Origin of the sequence: Candidatus Nitrosocaldus islandicus, from assembly GCF_002906215.1 — an archaeon.
GTDB lineage: Archaea > Thermoproteota > Nitrososphaeria > Nitrososphaerales > Nitrosocaldaceae > Nitrosocaldus > Nitrosocaldus cavascurensis.
In genome coordinates, this window is the sequence record NZ_CP024014.1 from 1,566,931 (window position 1) to 1,586,874 (window position 19,944).

A 19,944-nucleotide genomic window follows, 5' to 3' on the forward strand; every position below is an offset into this window, starting at 1 on the left:
TATAGATTTGGATGATTCTTATACCGTTGTGGGACTCATAGATATTCATCCCTTCCCCCTCACCTCTATTAGAGACTCATTGAGGGCTTTCGGGGGCAACGGAGACTCCCCACATCTTGGGTTTCTTCTTAATAAGTTGACAGCTGCTATTATATCTCTATCAGCTTTGTATCCACATGCATCGCATCGTAATAGCCTATGTCCATTCGGTGCTAACTTACCACCACATATCGGGCATAGGCTTGAAGTATGCTTTGGGTTCACGTACTCTACTGGTAATCCATTAAATTTAGCCTTGTATTCTATATAGAATTGTAGCATTCTGAAGTTCCATGAATGTAATCTACGGTTTAGTATCCTATTGTAGTGGATGCTCTTCCTTATACCTTTCAGGTTCTCCATAATTATCCCGAAATTATACTTTACTACAAACTCAACTATTCTCTTTGAGACTTTATGGCATAGATCTTTGACTCTATTTCTCTCACGTTTAGAATACTTCTTCAGTAACCTCATTGCAGTTAATGGTCTATGCTTAGAAAGCCTTTGTATCCTTCTCCTCTTCTCAAAGTATACGCTTTTGATCTCCCTCATGTTGGTATCAATCCTTAGAAGATGAGGATTTGTACTTACTCCAGTAACGTTAGATTCGTTTACATCTATCGCTATCCAATCGCTTGGATTAGATAGATCAACATACTTCTTGAATGGTACTACTATCTTACTTTCATTGATAGTTATCTCTCCAGTCTTGAGTTCTCCTCTCATCCAAGCCTCTATGAACCTTCTCTGATACTCACCAAACTTTAAGTCTATGAATAGGAATTGCCTAGGCTTAACTGATATCCTTATCCTATCTCCATAGAACTTGTAGAGTTGCGGATCAAGCTGCATGAAGAGCTTTCTAGCAACTGGCTTCTCGCATCTAACTCCTCCCTTCTTCATTCTTCTCCTCCAGTTTTTGAGTATTGCTAATGCTATCTTGCAAGCAGAATGACAATAGTGCGTAGAATAATCCCATCTATTCTTCCACTTTCCATAGATATCCTTCCTAAGCTTAGCATAGGATGTTATCTGGTTCTTGAAAGCATAATCTATGCAGAAGTTGACCATGTCTCTAAAGTCCTCTAGAAGTCTCCTAACTTCATCACTTATGTTATAGCTGAATGGGACACTTAAGACTACTTCCACAAATAGAGTATACACAGATACTATAAAAAGGTTAATGATAGAGTATGCTTTATGCTCGTTATATTAAGATCAATAAACATCTATGAAGGTCTACATAGTTAGGAACTGTTACAAGACCCTATATTATATCACTTCCATCCCCACTAGCCTTTACATTAGAACCAAGACTAGGATTGGGATTAGAAGCCATGCCAGAGGTGGATGGTTGTGTAGATGAAGGGAGAGAGGAGGCTATACTTGTAGGCTTACTCATGGTATTTACTGTACTAGCCTGTACTCTTGCCTCTACTACAGGCTTTACCTCCTTCTTCTCTTCCTTATGCTCTATAACTGGCCTTGGCGTAGGCTCCTTTGGAGTAGGCTTTGCTATTGGCTTAGCCTTCTTCGCCTGCTCATTAAGGTATCTGTAGAGGTGGAATACCCCAGCGAATGTTACAAGCACCAACCCGATTATGAACAACTGAACGTTCTTGAAACCATTTATACCAGCGTAGTATGCTGCTATATTCAGATACACTTGGAATGCTAGGAGCACTACAAGGAGCCACCAACCCCACTTTATCGATATATTAAGACCAGCACCACCTTTAGCCTTCCTTGCTGCTGCCTCTTTCTTGTTCAACTCCTCAAAGTGCTTTGCTAACTTGATCATCATGTAGGTAAAGCCAAATGACAAGGGTACTAACAGTAGCATCACAGTATAGAAGAGTATAGGGTCTATCACTATCCTATCCAGCAATGGTTTGTTGAAATCAGGATCGATGTAGAAGCCCCAGTATGTAGTAACTATTATCTGTGCTAGACTCGTTATACCTATTGCAGTTATCAATGGTCTATCCTTCCATGAGAGCTTCTTGTACCTATCTATGAATGGTATCATCGCTAATGCTGCTATGAATAGTCCTGGCCAGAGCACACCAGTAACGAACTTATCATACTGTGTCCTAAGGAATGCGTATATTCCTGTCAGATACCATTCTGGAACTGTTATATCTGGAGGTACTGTAGGATCGAACTTATTACCTAACTCTACAGGGAATACACCTGCAACTATGAATATCATCCCTGCTACAGCCATGACCATTGGCACATCGAATACAAGGAAGCGAGGGAAGTGAACAGCCATGAGTCCTAGCATAACTATTGGGAGGATGAAGACATGAAGGGCATAGAACCTGAGCACAAAATCAGCAAAGCCAGCACCAAATACAATCTCCCTCAACTCTGGTCCTATAACTGGTATGGAGTTGGTTAGAGAAGAGGCTATGCTTATTGCTAGTTCTGCCCTCTCATTGTATATTATATCGTAGCCAGTGAACGCCTCAAGGATTGTTACAGTACCAAGTATCACACCTGTAACCCATAACACCTCATTCCTTATCTTGTACCTTCCAGAGAAGTACTGGTAGTACATATGTGCTAAAGCAAGGAATACCATAGCATTTGATGCATGGTAGTGTATATTCCTTATATGGAAACCATAGGGGATTGTGTTGTTTATTGTCTTTACACTATCCCATGCCCTATCAAGTATAGGCTCATAGTAGAACATGAGAAGTGCTCCAGTTATGCCTAGTATGATGAATACTATGAATGTTAACATGCCTAGGAAGCCCAACGGGCTCACAAACCTTGATGGATAGGTGAACTTTATACCAACAAAGATTGTACGCTCAAGCCCTTGCCAGAGCCATTTGAAGAACCTTACAAGCCCATTCTCCCCCTTCTGTATGCTCATCATGCATTCACCCCCTTCTCGAACCTACCAAAGCCTATTATACCATTCTTCTCCAGAGAGAATGTTGGAGGAAGTATCCATAGGTAACCTTGAGAGTCAACCTCAAGATCCAATCTAGGTAGAAGGTTTGCTGGAGGAGACTGGAAGAATGCTGGTCCTGCTATAGCCTTGCCAGTGCGCATATCATATATGCTACCATGACATGGACACTCTCCCCTCTTCTTCTTCTCATCTGGGAAGTAGTTCCAGAGACACCATAGATGGAGGCATACATCACTATAGCATCTGAATGCAGATGCATCATTACTTGCCCCTCCCATCTCCTCAGGAAGCCTTACAATCTTCCATACCCTGAATGGCTCTTGATCTAGCACTCTATCACCAGTCTTCGGGTATATTACAGTCTCAGCATGATTTGTAGGAAATGTCTTAACATTAGCCTGTGTACCATCTGGTAGTTCAACAGCAACCTTCTCTATCCTACCAGATGCAGCACGGGGCATAAACTTACCCCAATCTATGAATGGTGTGAATGATAGTACTGTACCAGCAGCAGCCATCAACTTAAGGAACTCTCTACGGGATATCCTCTCCTCCCCTTGAGCCTCCCTCTCTCCCATCACTGGATATTTCAATTCGCCTTATTTTAAATTTATTGATGCTGAGAGGCTAATGGCTAATCACTAGATGTGCAGATTAATTCATTCATCAATCAATCCATTAATATACCATACATACATACATGCTTGATACTATTTACTACTACTATTCTTGTCTAGCCTGGCTTGCTACTCTATGCCTCATAACTGCTATAGATGCTACTGCTGCTACCCCTGCTCCTATAGCAAGTCCTATTGCTAATCCTGTATTCTGTGCAGTTATTCTAGCATCCTCTACCCTAGCCTTTATAATTGGTTCATAGTTGACTGCTATAAACTCAATACCTGCACTACTCTTATGCCCTGCATGGTCCTCTGCAATAACCTCTACCCTATGCTTACCATCTATTAGGTCCATGGTGTTGATTGTGAATGAACCTGTATTCTCAACCTGCCTTGCATTACCATCTATAGCAATGAGTAGTTGCTTTAGGTTATCCTCTACAACAGAGTACCTTAACTCAAATATACCTGATACAGTCCTTCCATCCTCCTCTAGTATGGATATTAATGGAGGTGTGTTATCCACCATGAACCTCCTTACCTCTTCAGATATGTTACCACTCATATCCTCTGCAACTATACTAACCTCATGCATACCATCGCTTAGCAGTGTAGTATCTATGCTTATCTCATGCTCATCAACTATTCTTCCATCTGGGAGGATTATGCTTAATGACTTTAGGTTAGCATCTCTAGCATCTACACTGAAGGCAAGTGTACCTTTAACTGGTTTAACTGCTGTACCATCTCTATCACTGCTACTTCCAAGACCATCTATGAGTATAGTTGGAGGAGTATTATCCACCATGAACTTAACATTGGTGAGCGACCTATGCCCTACCTTATCCCTTACCGCTATGGTTATGGTATGCGGTCCATCGGCAAGCCTACTTGTATCTATGCTTATTGTGCTTGATCCCATCTTCTCCTCTGCTTTGCTATCAACATTATTTAGTATCCCATAATAGTTATGAGCATCACTTCTTCTTCCACCATCTACCACCATTCCTCCATCTCCTGTACTAACCTTATTACTCACCAATGGTAATGGGGGCAAATCATCTATTCTGTATACTACTTCCTCTATGTTATCATCTACAACCTCTATCCTTACATCTATTATACCTCTAGCATACTCTGGTAGATCAACCTTAACCCTTGGTGGCTCTGTATCTGGCATTAGTGCTGCTGGTTTTATCTCTATCTGCAATGGCTCATAAACATCATGCTCAGCAGAGAATAATGTTGTATGTAGTATTATTGAATATATGCCAGTTGAGTTTATAGGTATGTAGAGGACTGTTGAGTTCTCACCATTATTCTGTGATGGGTAGAAGCCCCCTCCATCACTTGCCCTTGTCCTCCCAAGCCAATCATTGCTTGGCCAGTTTATGAATGTCTTGAATACACCTCCAGGCACATTAGTTGCTATTATCCTACCCTCTGGATCAACAACAAACACATCCACACTACTCCACTTGCTCTTCCATGTAAGGTTCATACTCAATACATTTATGCTTGGATCTGTTATGTTGAGATGGTAGTACTTCCACTCACCAGAGTTGTACCTACCAAGCATATCAAATGCCCCTGCAATAACAGAGTTATCATAGAGCAGTGTTATACCCTTGCTTCTATACCTCTCTGTCACATCAAGTATGGTATTGGCACCTTGCTCACTGGTATTCATGCTAATACTGTAGTTATTATTACTACTACCATCACTACTACTAGCATAACCATTACCATTACTATCACTACTGCTAATACCATCATTGCTACCTCCTCCATCTCTACCAACCCCCTCCATCTCTCCATCTACCCTACTCCCCATAACAACTGGGATATCCTTATCCTTGCTACCTATCTCAATTGGAACTACAAATGATACTGGTATGTTTGTAATCTGCATATTGCTGCTTACTGTTATGAAGCCTTGATACACTCCTTCCCTTGCATCCTCTGGCACATTTATCGATGCCTGGAACGTTGCCTTGCTCTTTGGTCCAATTAATAGAACGTTCTTATCCCTACCATCCTTATCATCCTTCATCACTATACCCCCATCTATATCAACCATATTCCATGCATCCTTCTTGTAGAATGCTATGATCAACTTGTAATCTAATGGCTCAGCATCCTTCTGTGTGTTACCAAACCAGTAAGAGATTGTGTTTGGAACTGGATACACACCAAGCAAGAGGTTGCCATTTATACGCTTGAATGGCTCCCTAACAACTAGATGCTGTGTAGTGCCCCATGCCCCAGCCCTGTTGATCATGACTGTCTCTTTGTATGTTAAGCTTGAGTTGTTATCCTCATCCCTCCAATCATATGCATAGAGCGATGCTATCCTTAGTTCGTTTGCATAAAGGGGATCATCAAGATTCATGAACCTATTGAATGGGTAGTAGATCTTTGCTATCATGAGATCTGCATCCTTAACCTTCTCTAAATCAATATCTAATGAGCCTATCTTTATTTTATCAGCATCACTCTTAGCCCCATCACCACTATTACTACTACCTTCACCATTACTGCTATTACTATAACTGCTGGAGCCATTGCTCCCTCCAACTATAGCAATACTTCCATTCTTACCAACCCTGATGTAGTTTGGTATATAGCCATAATCCTCGCTGTTGAATGATGGGTCCTTCTCCCTTGGAGAGGTTCTTCCATCCATACTACTTATGGATATGAGCCTAAGCATAGTTGGCTCTATAGTTACCTTCAACCTCTCCTCACTATTGTTAACTATGGTGAACTCTGCATGCTTGCTGCTGCCCTTTGCAACATAACCTGCATACCACTTGCCTGCTACAATATCAACACCATCAGGCATGGTTAATCTGAAACCGTACTTCTCCCCACCATCATCACCTTTATCCTTGCTCCTCTCTTCAAGCATTAGGTTCTGCCTCTTAATTGCATTGCTCAATACATCAAGGTAGTTCCTGTAAGTATCATCTGTATATGCTATGAACGAACCTTGCTTTCCTTCAACATACTCTATAGCCTTCAGGGGATCAACCCTTCCTGAGCCTTGGGTGAATGGATCATGCTTTAGGTCAGTAGCAGTAGAGATTAGTATGGCCTTGACCAATGATGGATCGTACCCTATACCCTTCTCCTTGAGCACTTGTATGAGCAGTGCTGCAGAGCCAGATACTATTGGTGCTGCCATGCTTGTTCCTCCAAAGACACCAAATGCATCTGCTGAGTTGTTGTTATTATTTGCCATTGCATGCTTTGAGTTTACAGGTAACGGTGTGAACCCATACGCCCCTGTAGCAACCAACTCTGGCTTCACATCACCAATTATGCTTGGTCCCTTGCTTGAAAAGTCTGCCATATCATCATAGTACTCTATACTGTTCCCAAACCTTGGCTGTTTCTTTGTGAACTCTAACCCAACTATGACGTTGTTTGTAGTTGCACCAACTGCAAGTGCTAGAGGTGATGTTGCTGGAGCTGATACTGTACCATATGCATGGCCAGAGTTACCAGCACTGTTGACCATAAGCACACCAGGGTACTCAGGGTCTAGGGAGCCAGGGATGCTGAGCACTGTAGCAAGCATGCTTATCGTATCATAACCAGCACCATGATCTAGAATAGGCATCGATGGTATGCCCCAACTGTTGTTTATCACATCTGCCCTATGCTTACCAGTGTATATCCATCTCCAATTTACAATACTGCTAGCATTATCCTTGCTAGAACTGCTAGAATCAGTACTACTGTAGCCTGTATTATTATTGGTAGGGGTAGTAGCATTATCTACATCATCAGCACTACCACTAGCCTCTCTCTTCACCTCTTCCCTAACCTGGTCAAAGCCAGATGCCCAGAGCCATGCATATGCTATATCCCCAAACCATAGTGCCTTCACTGGTACTATCTTTGCATCTGGTGCAATACCCTTGATCCTCTTCTGCTGCGACTCATACACAGGATAATCTACCATGCCCTTTGCTACTATAGTACCTGCTGATTGTGTACCATGCCCAAAGAAATCGAACATGACAGTAATATATCTCCCATCCTTATCTATAGGCTCCAATAGCCTACCATTAACTGCACCAAGGTAATCATCTATGTATGAGCCCTTGCTTCTCCCTTCATTACCATTACTACTACCAACATCCTTGCTCTCTTCCCCATCCCCACCACTACCATCCTTACTTTTGCTCTTCTCATCATCCCTAATCACACCCCATACATCAAGAACATATGCACCAAGCATCCCTGCTGATAGATCTGCACTACCATCATTATCAGCATCGTAAATAAGCATCTCATTCCCTTCCCCTATCCTTATAGCTCTCTCATCTGTAAAGTCAAAGTCAAACTTTACCTCCTCAGGCTTCTTCCTCAACTCAAATAGGGCAAAGTCAGCCCAAGCAGTTGACATATCAGCATATACAGTATCGTATACACCTGCCTCCTTGCTATCTACAAGGAGTATGGGCACTATTATGAGGGATGCTCTTCCTAGATGGAAGTTCAATTGAAGGAAGAAGCCCATCCTGTACACCCCGCTCTTGGACTGGATGAAGTCTGTAGCATTCTTGCCTATCTTCCAGTCCATGCTTGATGTTGCTGTGAACTTGAGGGGGGAGATGTAAGGATATATCGTGTTATAGATCTCGAACTTCATCCCCTTCTCCCTGTTCTTTATGTTAAGATATACCCCTGTATCATCAACGTAAACGTTGGATACAGACTGATCATCCTTGAACTCATCTGGCAATGGTGCATTTACTATCATCCCATCAACAATCTTTGCTATGAACCTTGCACTTGTTAGCACTATGCCTTGTGCATCTGCATCAAGCATGATAGGCATGTTATGTTCATCCCTTGCTAGTGCATCGCTCATATCCTTGCTGCTAAAGTCTACACCAGAATCAACTATCGCTACCCTAACACCCTTGCCAGATACACCTTTGGCATGTATCTCATCTAAACCATAGATGATGGAGAATCTTGAAGCATCTACATCATTACCACCATCACCACCATCCTTCTTACCCTTATCATTATAAACACCAGCAGCAACATCAACTTGCTGTTGCTCTAGTTGCCCTACTTCTGTTAGCGATGATGTGTATGCATATGGTGCACCATCAAGTGTTACCATGAAGTCCTTCATAACCCTCAACCCCTTAGCCTGAAGGAATGGTATTGCATCATCGCTTATCGTTGCAGATGCAATGTAAGAGCCATCTTCCACCTTTATGTAGTTGAATACCCTACCTGCAATGGATGGGTCGAGATCTCCCTTGCCCATGATTATAACCCTTGATACACCTGCTGGCTCAAACCTTAGCCCATCTAGAGATATGAGCATGGATTGGTTCCTTAAACCTGATAGCATAGGTTGAATGCTAGAGTAAGGATAAAGATCAGGATACCTGCTGTATATGCTCCTCTCTGCATCCATGAGCATTGGTAGATCAAGGTACTGCTGAGACTGATGCTGATATGCATATGAATCCCTAGGGATCATGGAGATGATGAGCAGTAAGGATAAGGATGATGCTACAAGTAGCCTCTTCTTACCCAACATTATACTCCTAATCTTAGATAAGGGTAAGAAGCCTATAAATGTATATGCAATGTGGATAAGAAGGATGCAATTAAGATAGAGATGCGGGAATCAGCCTATAAATTTATAATTGTAGGTGATGATAATGATACCCAAGCAATCCTATGCAGTACTCAAATACTGTTTATCCTTTCTTGCAAGTATAGTTGCTTGAAGTGCAACGACTATTGCTATCATACCAACTATAGGGAGCAGGAGAGCAAGCATCTGCCCATTAGCATCCCTAAGCCTTGCTATAGAATCCTCAAGCCTCTCATCCTTGCTTGCATCATCCTTGATGAAGGAGTCAAGCCTTGCATTCAGGTTCTCTATACCTGAACTTAGCCTGGAGAGTTCATTGCTGAGCGTTAATACTGGGCTCTCCTGCACAACTATGCTTAAAGCATCATAGGCTAAAAGTTCATTGTATGCAAACCTTGCAACTATAACATGCTCCCCAGGAATATTGCTAGTAAATTCAGCAGTGAATATACCATCATCAACAGCACTGAACTGAAGTTCCCTAACCTTCCCATCTGGCATTATAAGCCTTGCTTGAAGCATAGACTGCTCACCCTTGAGGAGTATACCATCAAGGGTTACCTTTGCCAATACCCTAGCATGCTCATTGATGCCAACAGTTGTTGGTGCAGATAACCCAAGTTCTAACCTCCTTATACTGCTACCGCTTACTGCCCCACTAGGAGCTGTGCTTATGCCAGCACTAGTGCCAAGACCATCCTGCACAGGCTGCTGCGTTATTGGTTGCTGCTCCTGCACCTGTGCTTGGAATACAAATAACCTGCTCTGCACAACATCCTGCCTTACTGCAGACCTTGCTGCTATAGTGTATGTTCCCTGCATAAAGTTAACATCATCAGGCTTTGGGAATGTAAGGATTATCCTGCTGTATGTACCATCAACATCAACATCAACCTGTGCTCTATGCACCAACCTTCCAGCAGGGTTTATTATCTCAACGATAAGGGAGTCTTGGGGTATCCCCTTACCATATACTAGGAGCATATCCCCTGGAAGAAAGATTGACTTGTTCAGGTTAAGTATTAACAGTGAGGATTCTTGAGCATAAACTATGCTATTTGTTACTATTATTATGATGAGCATTGAGACTATAAAAAACAACTAACAAAAGAAAGGAAGGGAAGTTTGTATTGGGCTTGCATCTCTATCCCTTATGTTACAGTTACTGTTATCTTCTGCAGTGGTGAGAGTGGTGATGGCTTACCTAGTTCAGACCATACAAATGTCTCTATAGTGTATGTCCCTGGTGCAGTTGGCAACCAGGATGCTGATACATTTGCTGTTTTCCCACCATCTAGCGTTGATGATACTGTTGATATGCTAACAACTATGCCATTTGCATCCTTGACCTGCACTATGTAGACATAGTCCATTGCCTTATTGGTGTTGTTCTTTATCTGTGTTGCAATGCTCACAAGTACATTGACTGATGGGGTTGTTGGGTTCCCTGCCTGATCAACTGTTCTAGGCTGCTGTACAGCAAAGCGCTCAGTTGGAGCAAGTATTACACCAATGGGTACTGTAGCCTGGAACCTCCTTGCTGCTGCATCGAGTGTACCAAATGCATCAAACCTCTGTCTGAAGTCTGATGGGAAGTCATCTCTAACCTCTATTGTTACTTCATCACCTTCTCTAACCATCAGTGCACCAGTTGCAACACCTGTAGATGTGGGTATCGTTGCTTGGAAGATACCACTGCTCCTCTCTGTTTCTATAGCCTGTACATTGGTTAGTCCCACAGGATCTGTAGTAGAAATTGCCTTTATAGTTAGTATGTCATTACCATCTGGATCTCTGTTGGCGTCTGGATCAATTATGGTTACTCTTATGCTATCACCTGGCTTATATGCATCCTTATCAAACTTGATCTCTGGGTCCCAACTTGTAACTTGTAAGGTCTTTGTTATGAATGTTCTTCTACCATCAGCTCCACTCTCATCCTCATATCTTACAGCCAAGACATCACCAGGAAGTACGTTAATTGTAACCTCACTGGTATTATCACCAGATGCATCAGCAACCCTATCTGGATTAAGTTTAATCTTACCTTCGAAGATACCTGTATCTGGACCTGTTTCATTCACCGTAAGGGTAGCTCTACTTGCAGCACCTCTATCAGATGAAACTGTTACTCTGCCCTGTATAGACTGAGTCTGTGCTGGATTAGTATTCATATCACTATCTAGTATGGTTACCTTCACCCTACTTGCAGGACCTACCTTCTCTGCTGGATCAAGTACAAGTGAACCAGTTATTGCAGTTGTTCTGAATGTAAGTTCAAACTGAGTCTGGCTACTGCTTGCTGCTGGCCAATTGTTAGCCCCTGGCAAATTAGGTGTTAGATCGTAGTAGCGTATCCTAAAGTCAGTATCTGCCTTTACCCTCACAGTCTGCCCACCTGTTACTGTCTTACCTACATCAAGCTTCTTACTGAATACTCCTGTGTTCTTACCTGTTTCGTCGAGTGTGAATGGTGCATCAACGGTAGTACCGTTCTCATTTACCCATCTAAGCCCAACTACTACCTGTTCTACTGCATCTGAGTCTCTATTAGCATCATCATCGATAACTGTGATAGTTACACTCTGCCCATTGGCAATTATTGTTGAATCTGTCTGGAGTATAGCATTCCTTGCTGTAAACGTTACACTAACAGCATCTGCATCATCACGAGTACCAAAAGTCCCATCAGGACCAGCGTATTCGATCTTTACCCTAGAGCCTATCCAGTTTGCTGGCGTATCACCTGGATTAAACATCACTTCTATTATACCCTCAAAGATTCCAGTATCTACACCAGTCTCCCTGATTGCTGTAGAAACGCGTATTTGAGTATTATCTAGATCACTATTATCAGACTTTGTGAAGGTCAGTTTTAATCTACCCATATCAGCATTATCACTACTATCAATTACATTATCAGGATTATTCTGAGTTCCAGCACTTACTGTGATTTGTGGTACCAATGTCTCTTGACTTCTCGGATCCTCATTTAATGCACTATCTTCTATCCTTATATAGAGGATTGCGTTGCCAAGATTAGATATATTATTAGTAGTACCACCACTACTACCATCTGCTATATTTATACCATCATCTGCAACACTGTTACGTGGTACACCAACCGTTGTTCTATCTACAGTCAATATTGGTCTTGGCAGACCAATTGTTACTGTTGCACTTGCTTCTGGCCTAACAGAAAGAGTCTGATCAAGCCTGTCTTGTATTGTGAAGTCTATGCTATCACCATCTGTAAGGTTTAATTCTCTTGCGGTTGCAAACTGCTGAAGATCAACAGTTGCTATGAACTTACTTGAATTCTCGTTCTCTTCAGTGAATGTTACTGAGAAGTTACTTGCACCAGCAGCATCAGTCTGACCGTTTATTCTAATCCTTAATGCAAACACAGGATTACCAGATATATTAAACTCCTTAAAGTCTGTATCCTGTGCAGCAAGGAAAGTTATAGTATAAGATTCTCTTATAGTTGCATCATCATTCAAATCTGGATCATCTAGTGTTAGTGTTAGAATTGCGCTTCTTGCTACTGTACTCTTATCAACTGTGAGTGTTGGTGGTGTATTAGTTAGTCTGAATGTGCGTTCAGATGTTACTGTACCTTCCTGTGGATCATCGTACTGTACCGTTATATCATTGCCAGGTGTAACCTCAAGTATGCCTCTTGCTGGATCAGTATTCTCTTTGAATGTTAGTCTTATTACATTATTAGAGTATGCAGGCACGAATGTACTGCTGTTAAGACTTTCTTCCCTCAGATTAAAGTTATTTCCGTCTATTATTAACGCATTGGAAATAGTTTGTTGTGATCTTGACGAGGTGTTCTGATCTAGGTCTATAACTCTAACTGGTAGTTCGCTAGCATATGAAAGTGTTGGGAATGGCTGTATTTCACCTCTAGTTACTTTTACTGTATATGATACTGATCTTGAACCTGTTGGACTGGCTTGGTTTGAAGGCGCATTTGGAGCTGTGTTGTTAGCTCTACTATATAAATCAAAATCATTCACAGTTATTGCTCTGCTTGTACTGGTCACTCCTGCAGGGAGAGTTCCAACAGTAAGTACTGCTGCTGCATTGTTTATCTGATCTACCTCAAAGGTAGCTGTATTAGGACCTGTTTCTCTTAGTCTTAACTGCTGACCAACCGCAGGTGCGTCGCCCCCACTCATTATAACACTTGCATCAGTTACTTGTATAAACTCACTTGCTGTAGGATCTAGATTTGCATCCTGATCAATAATTCTTAACAGAAGATCTGAACCTGGACCATATTCTGCTGGCGTTCTGTCCAATTGAACTGCAGCATCAGTGTCACCATATGTCAAGGTCTTTGTTGGAGCGCCAGTAACACTTATGGTTATAGAACCTCCATTAACTATGTTTTGAGGAGTAACATCTAATGTAGCGGGGTTGTTATAGTTCGCATGAGGATTGCCATTACCAATTAGTATTCTAGTATTTGTATTAGAGAATGGATTAGCTGGTGTTGCTGGCTCATCAACATTAGTTCTATCACTATCAACTTTTAGGTATATCACGAATAATCCACTTGTATTACTCGTCTCTGTTATAGGGAAGGTTTGTGATACACCAAAAGCTGTTATATTAACCTGTAATGTTCCTGTACCACTATCATTTCTATGCTGTGCTGAATCTATAACAACCTCTACCCATGCTGGTCCAAAGAATCTATTACCATGATCATCTGCACTTGTCCTTATGGTTACTTGCTGCTGTTGTGCCTGAACAGGAAGAACAACAACTATACTGCTCAACACCATTATCGCTGCAAGCCCAATACTTAACATCCTCTTACTTACATTACTTGCATCGCTCATACCAGCTCTAACCCCTCTATCTAACATTAGTATATAAGGTTTATGAACAAATTGTTCATATAATAGGTGGAAAGTTAAGGTAAAGGCAGTATAGCAAACCCATTACATTACAATACATTACGTTAGAGCAAACCAAACCTCCAACATTAAATAATAACCATGCATTAAACATGATAACATAAACTACTCTCTATAGAGCCTACACCAATAATAGCAACGATAATAGATAGCAAGCATACCCAACATACAATATAATATCTAGAAGAGCAATAGAATAACCTTTGATGTTAACTAACCTCAGCATAATGCTGTAGAGAATATACTCATGGCTATAATCAAAGCCTAACTGCTCATTACCTTTATTATTATATTACCTTATATATTGCTCCTTACCTTCTATTCTTATGCTAAGCAATGAGGAGTTGAAGAAGAAGATATTAGACATGCTTGAACAGGATAAGGAGTTTAGGCATGCAGTAGCAGGGGCAATAGGCTACAAGGAGATACTGGATAGGATAGCAAGGGTAGAGGAAGAGTTAAGGAATCTTAGAGAGGAGACTAATAAGCTTAGAGAGGAGACTAATAGACTAAGGCAAGATATGCAGGAAGGCTTCAGAAGGCACGATGAGGAGTTGAAGAGGCATTGGGAGAGTATAGAGAAGTTAAGGCAGGATATGATTGAAGGCTTCAGAAGGCATGATGAGGAGTTCAAGAGGGTATGGGAGAGTATAGAGAATCTTAGAAGGGATATGCAGGAAGGCTTCAGAAGGCACGATGAGGAGTTCAAGAGGATAGATAAGCGATTAAGATCCATAGAATCATACATGGAAAAGACATCTTTAACACTTGAAGAGGAGGCTAGAGACGTTATCCAGTATATGCTAAGGGAGAAGGGGCTAACATTAAGCATATCTAGATTAGAACTACCAGATATTGAAATAGACATATATGGTGTAGATACAGAGTACTGTATAGTAGGAGAGGTTAAGACTAGGGCAAGTTCAAGTCTGGTTGAGAGTGTTGATAAGGATATAGAACTATTATGCTCAAGATACCCTCAATATATAAGGAAGAAGTTGATAAAGGTGATATATGCTATGCAGATTACTCAAGATGCTCTTAATGAGGGTAATAAAAGGAACATATGGCTTGTAACAGCAAAGGGGGAGCTTACTAGTTTAAAGATAGTTGATAGGTAAGGTAGTTATACCAATAACTCTACGCAAGGTAGTTATACCAATGATTCTACACTCCTACCTATATATAGGGTTGCTATCTGCTCTAGCATATGATAAAGTTTGCAATACCCAAAGGCAGTATAGAAGAGGCTACTTATAGGTTCATAGAGCAGGCATGGTTCTCCCTGCATGGTAAAGGGAGAAGTTACAGGGTTAGAGTTAACGATCCAGAGATACAGATGAAGATACTCAGACCTCAAGAGATACCAACATTTGTAAGCAATGGGCTCTACGATATAGGTATAACTGGCAAGGACTGGGTGACTGAGACCAGTGCAGATGTCAAGGTTATGCTTGATCTTGAGTATGGTTGGGTTAGGCTGGTCTATGCTATACCTAAGAGCAGTAACTACAATACACTTGCAGAGATGCTTAAGGATTATGCAGATAAAGGTAGAACCTTAAGGATATCCACAGAGTACCTCAACATCTCAAGCAAGTACATTATGGGCAATGAGGAGTATAAGAGGCTATATGGTGATAAGGAACCAATGGTCATAACACCATGGTGGAGTAATGGTAGCAATAGCAAGGTTCAGATCATACTATCATTTGGTGCAACTGAGGCAAAGCCTCCAGAGGATACAGATGCAATAATAGATATAACAGAGACAGGTACAACGTTGGAGCAGAATAACCTCAAGCCAGTAGAGAGTATAATGGAGTCAACTGCAGTGCTTATAGCAAACAAAGAATCGTTAAAGGATCCAAAGAAGAGGGTGAAGATATACGATGTGCTAACACTCCTCAAGGGTGTGGTTGATAGCAGGAAGAAGTTGCATATATTTGCAAATGTCAAGGCTGAGAACCTTCAAGAACTGCTCAAGAGTCTTCCAGCACTGAAGAGACCTACAGTAAGCCCATTGAGTGAGGAAGGTTGGTATGCAGTTAACACAGTGATAAGCAAGGATGAGTTTGTAAGGATACTCCCAATGCTAAGGAGGTTAGCACAAGGGCTTGTTGTGCATGAACCTAGGCAGATACTTGCATTGGAGGAGATAATGAAGGATGAGGAGAGTACCTAGCGTAGATGGTAACAGGATGAAGAACAACAGCACTCCAATAAGGGTTGAGAGGTTAGATGTTGACCCAGCATACGCTGCAGATATGCTTAGGCATAAGGTTGTGATGGATGAGGAGAGGGTTAACAGGATCAGGAGCATAATTAACGATGTTAAGGTTAGGGGAGATGCTGCAATAAGGGATTACACACTCAAGTTCGATGGTGTAGACCTTGGCTCCACACCATTAAGGGTAGCAAGGGAGGAGATAGACCATGCATATACTCTAGCAAGCAAGGAGGAGGTTGAGGCATTAAGGGCTATAAGATGTAGGCTTGAGGAGGTTGAGAGGGCATTCCTATCATGCATAAAGGATATGCATATCATGCTAGGATCAAGCAAGGTATCAAGGGTATTCAAGCCATTGAGGAGTGTTGGATGCTACATACCTGGAGGCAAGGCAAGGTATGCAAGCAGCATGCTAATGTGTGTAGTGCCAGCAAGGGTTGCTGGTGTTAAGAGAGTAATAGCATGTACCCCTCCAACCCCCAACACCAATGGCGATGGCAAAGGCAATGGCAATGGCAAAGGCAAAGGTAGTGTAGATCCTCTAACACTCATTGCAGCAGATATAGCAGGTGTGGATGAGGTTTACAGGGTAGGAGGTGCACAGGCAATTGCAGCAATGGCATATGGGAGTGAGAGCATAAAGCCAGTGAGCAAGATAGTTGGACCTGGGGGCTTGGCAGTTACAATAGCCAAGCATATAGTCTCAAGTAGTGTAGCAATAGATATGCTTGCAGGACCAACAGAGCTCCTTGTAGTTGCAGATGGTACAGCAGATCCAAGGTACATAGCATTGGATCTTATAGCACAGGCTGAGCATGCTCCAGATACACTGTGTGGGCTCATAACATGGTCAGATACCCTAGCCTATAAGGTTGTTGATGAACTTACATCACTGCTCCCAAATGTAAGTAGAGGGGAGATTGTGAGGGAGAGCCTCTCAAGTAATGGGTTCATAGCAATCTGCAAGGATGAGAAGTATGCTATAGAGTTTGCCAACGAGTTTGCACCAGAGCATCTCCAAGTTATGGTTGGTGATGAGGTTAAGCATAGGATAATTGAGGGTATAGACTCTGCAGGTATGATGCTCATAGGCAACAACTCACCATCCCCAGCAAGTGATTACTACACTGGCACCAACCATGTACTCCCAACCATGGGCTCTGCTAAGGCAAGGGCATCACTAACATGCCTAGACTTCCTCAAGCCATTAAGCATAGTTGAGTTGAGTAGGGAGGATCTTAAGGATATAGCAGGTGTGGTGAAGCATATTGCAAGGGCTGAGGGGCTTGAGAACCATTACAGGGCTGTTGAGTCTAGATTATCTATCTATCTAACTGATTGATTGATCATGATGCTAACTAACTAGTATGAGGGATGGTTATGAGGATAGGGTGGTTGAGGCATAGGCTGGAGAGGTTGAGTAGGCTAGAGGGCTACACAAAGCCAGAGAGGCCACAACATCAACCAAGGTCAGGCTCACATAGCCCAATCAGGATGGATACCAATGAGAATATTGCACTCCCTCTTGAGTTTGTTAGGGAGGTTATGCAGGAGGCATTGGATGGCGTAGACCCAAGGTTCTATCCAGAGCAGTATGATGAGTTGAGATCATCCATATCATCCTATCTTGGTTTGAGCAAGGATAACATTGTGATAGGCAATGGATCAGATCAACTCATAGACCTTGCACTTGTAGCATTTGGTTATGGGCGTAGGAGCATAACTGTTAACCCAACCTTCACATTCTATAAGGATAGATGCCTACTCCATGGCATAGAGGTTGAGGAGGTTATGCTTGATGATAACTTCTCATTCAGTGCAGATAGCATACTCAAGAGCAGTGCAGATATATTCTACATACCCTCTCCAAACAACCCTACAGGTAACCAGTTTGCTAAAGATTTAATGCTTGATGTTATAGAGAGGTTCAATGGTCTAGTCATGGTTGATGAGGCTTATGCAGAGTTTGCAGGATACTCATTGAAGGATCTAGCAGTGGAGAGAGATAACCTTATAATCTTTAGAACATTCTCTAAGGCATTTGGGCTTGCTGGTGCAAGGGTTGGTTATGCAATAGCATGCAAGGAGATGGCTGATGTATTCAACAGGGTCATCCAATACCCCTATGCTGTTAGCAGCATCTCTCTAAAGGCTGCAATCTCAATCCTGAAGAGGTCTGAGCAGGTTAAAAGGGTTATAGAGTACCTCAAGGCTGAGAGGGGATGGCTCTATGAGCAGATGAGTATACTAGGCATAAGGGCATTCAAGTCTGATGCTAACTTTATACTCTTCGATCTTGATGGATATGAGGATGTGTATAGAAGGTTAAGGGATGAGGAAGGTATACTCATCAGGAAGATAGGTAGAGTTGGAGGCTACAAGGGGTGCTTGAGGGCTACTGTAGGTAGTAGGGATATGAATGAGATGCTGCTCAATGGTCTTGCAAAGATAGTTGGTAGATTATAGCATGAATTAATTAGATTTAAAAGTGGTAGATATGCAGCATAGGCTAGGCATGAAGTATAGGGATATAATGGATGGTATAGCAATAAAGAACAACATAGACCAGTCTTCATTGAATGCTGATTCTATAGTGCTAGATTGTGATGGTACACTTGTAAGGATAAACAGATCTTACAATGCATGTATTGTAGAGACTGCAGGAAGGATACTCTCATCCATGCTTGGTGATGAATGGAAGGATTTCGTTGATGAGCAGATGATACTTGCATTTAGGATGAGCGGTGGATTCAATAACGATGTTGATACTACTTTTGCATGCATACTTGCAGCACTAGCCTATAATGATGATAGCAACCATGCTGATGTTGATAATGCAAGGATCTTTGCACATGAGATTGCAAGGCATGCTGACTCTAGAGGAGTAGAGTCTGTTGAGGAGTATCTAGCAAGTATTGGTAAGGCTCATGTTGTTAAGGCTGCTAGAGAGTACACTGGCTACCCTGGGCTTGTAGGTTCAAGCATGCTAGCTACTCTCTTCGATGAACTCTTCTATGGTAAGGAACTATTCATTGCTATGCATGGTATAGAGCCTAGATTCAACCATGGCAGGGGGTTCATAGAGTATGATGAGGTTGTTGTAAGCAAGGATTGTCTAAGCATGCTCAATGAGAGGTTTGATGGTAAGGTAGCAATAGTATCTGGAAGGAGTAGGATAGCAGCAGAGTATGCATTGAGGGATCTGCTAGGGTACTTCAATCTAAAGGCATCTGTGTTCATAGAGGATGAGGATAAGTATGTGAAGAGGAATGGTTTAAGGATGAATGTTGTTAAGCCTAACCCATATGCACTTCTCAAGTCAATGAAGGTTATGAATGTTAACAATGCAATAGTTGTTGGGGACTCTGCAGAGGATCTTATAATGGCAAGGAGTGCATCCAACGATCATGGCTACAGAACATACTTCGTTGGTGTGTATGGCACAAGCATAGATGCTGAGAAGCAGAAGCAGATGTTCATAAATATGGGAAGTGATGCTATAATAGAGAATGTCAACCTACTGCTTAGGCTACTTTAAACATTGTGATAGT

11 protein-coding genes are annotated in these 19,944 nt (G+C 41.9%); 5 read left to right on the plus strand and 6 right to left on the minus strand.

Annotated features, from left to right (window positions below):
- Positions 1 to 45: 45 nt before the first annotated feature.
- From CRG89_RS08305 to CRG89_RS08330, 6 genes are all read right to left on the minus strand, one after another.
- Positions 46 to 1,191: an RNA-guided endonuclease InsQ/TnpB family protein gene (locus CRG89_RS08305; protein ID WP_197706655.1), complete on the minus strand. Its 1,146-nt coding sequence runs from the start codon at positions 1,189 to 1,191 to the stop codon at positions 46 to 48.
- 118 nt (positions 1,192 to 1,309) lie between these two features.
- A complete protein-coding gene (locus tag CRG89_RS08310) occupies positions 1,310 to 2,932 on the minus strand; it encodes a cytochrome b (RefSeq protein WP_103287782.1) in 1,623 nt (540 codons plus the stop codon).
- On the minus strand, positions 2,929 to 3,549 hold the full coding sequence (locus CRG89_RS08315; RefSeq protein ID WP_103287783.1) for a QcrA and Rieske domain-containing protein: 621 nt from the start codon (positions 3,547 to 3,549) through the stop codon (positions 2,929 to 2,931). Before CRG89_RS08315 ends, CRG89_RS08310 begins: the two co-directional genes overlap by 4 nt.
- Before the next feature lie 145 nt (positions 3,550 to 3,694).
- Positions 3,695 to 9,166, minus strand: a complete 5,472-nt coding sequence (locus CRG89_RS08320) for a S8 family serine peptidase (RefSeq protein ID WP_103287784.1) — start codon at positions 9,164 to 9,166, stop codon at positions 3,695 to 3,697.
- A 141-nt stretch (positions 9,167 to 9,307) separates the two neighbouring features.
- Complete coding sequence (locus CRG89_RS08325) at positions 9,308 to 10,309, minus strand: hypothetical protein (RefSeq protein WP_103287785.1); 1,002 nt, start codon at positions 10,307 to 10,309, stop codon at positions 9,308 to 9,310.
- A gap of 68 nt (positions 10,310 to 10,377) precedes the next feature.
- Positions 10,378 to 14,112 (minus strand): hypothetical protein, encoded by a 3,735-nt coding sequence (locus tag CRG89_RS08330; RefSeq protein ID WP_103287786.1) that lies wholly within the window; start codon positions 14,110 to 14,112, stop codon positions 10,378 to 10,380.
- Between the two features lie 377 nt (positions 14,113 to 14,489).
- On the opposite strand from CRG89_RS08330, the gene CRG89_RS08335 reads away from it, so the two are divergent.
- From CRG89_RS08335 to CRG89_RS08355, 5 genes are all read left to right on the plus strand, one after another.
- Positions 14,490 to 15,284, plus strand: coding sequence for a DUF8196 domain-containing protein (locus tag CRG89_RS08335; protein WP_103287787.1), 795 nt, complete (start codon positions 14,490 to 14,492; stop codon positions 15,282 to 15,284).
- Positions 15,285 to 15,373: 89 nt separating this feature from the next.
- Positions 15,374 to 16,348: an ATP phosphoribosyltransferase gene (gene hisG, locus CRG89_RS08340; RefSeq protein ID WP_103287788.1), complete on the plus strand. Its 975-nt coding sequence runs from the start codon at positions 15,374 to 15,376 to the stop codon at positions 16,346 to 16,348.
- Entirely contained in the window at positions 16,332 to 17,735 is a 1,404-nt protein-coding gene (gene hisD, locus CRG89_RS08345) for a histidinol dehydrogenase (protein WP_103287789.1), read from the plus strand. The genes hisG and hisD overlap by 17 nt, the downstream gene beginning before the upstream one ends.
- Before the next feature lie 38 nt (positions 17,736 to 17,773).
- Positions 17,774 to 18,859, plus strand: coding sequence for a pyridoxal phosphate-dependent aminotransferase (locus tag CRG89_RS08350; RefSeq protein ID WP_158648798.1), 1,086 nt, complete (start codon positions 17,774 to 17,776; stop codon positions 18,857 to 18,859).
- Between the two features lie 31 nt (positions 18,860 to 18,890).
- A complete protein-coding gene (locus tag CRG89_RS08355; RefSeq protein ID WP_148695098.1) occupies positions 18,891 to 19,931 on the plus strand; it encodes an HAD family hydrolase in 1,041 nt (346 codons plus the stop codon).
- The last annotated feature ends 13 nt before the right edge of the window (positions 19,932 to 19,944 follow it).

Bases quoted from the DNA above. Each gene is read 5' to 3' on its own strand.
- CRG89_RS08310 (WP_103287782.1), bottom strand. From the start codon at position 2,932: ATGATGAGCATACAGAAGGGGGAGAATGGGCTTGTAAGGTTCTTCAAA.
- CRG89_RS08315 (WP_103287783.1), bottom strand. From the start codon at position 3,549: ATGGGAGAGAGGGAGGCTCAAGGGGAGGAGAGGATATCCCGTAGAGAG.
- CRG89_RS08320 (WP_103287784.1), bottom strand. From the start codon at position 9,166: ATGTTGGGTAAGAAGAGGCTACTTGTAGCATCATCCTTATCCTTACTG.
- CRG89_RS08325 (WP_103287785.1), bottom strand. From the start codon at position 10,309: ATGCTCATCATAATAATAGTAACAAATAGCATAGTTTATGCTCAAGAA.
- CRG89_RS08330 (WP_103287786.1), bottom strand. From the start codon at position 14,112: ATGTTAGATAGAGGGGTTAGAGCTGGTATGAGCGATGCAAGTAATGTA.
- CRG89_RS08335 (WP_103287787.1), top strand. From the start codon at position 14,490: ATGCTAAGCAATGAGGAGTTGAAGAAGAAGATATTAGACATGCTTGAA.
- hisG (WP_103287788.1), top strand. From the start codon at position 15,374: ATGATAAAGTTTGCAATACCCAAAGGCAGTATAGAAGAGGCTACTTAT.
- hisD (WP_103287789.1), top strand. From the start codon at position 16,332: ATGAGGAGAGTACCTAGCGTAGATGGTAACAGGATGAAGAACAACAGC.
- CRG89_RS08350 (WP_158648798.1), top strand. From the start codon at position 17,774: ATGAGGATAGGGTGGTTGAGGCATAGGCTGGAGAGGTTGAGTAGGCTA.
- CRG89_RS08355 (WP_148695098.1), top strand. From the start codon at position 18,891: ATGCAGCATAGGCTAGGCATGAAGTATAGGGATATAATGGATGGTATA.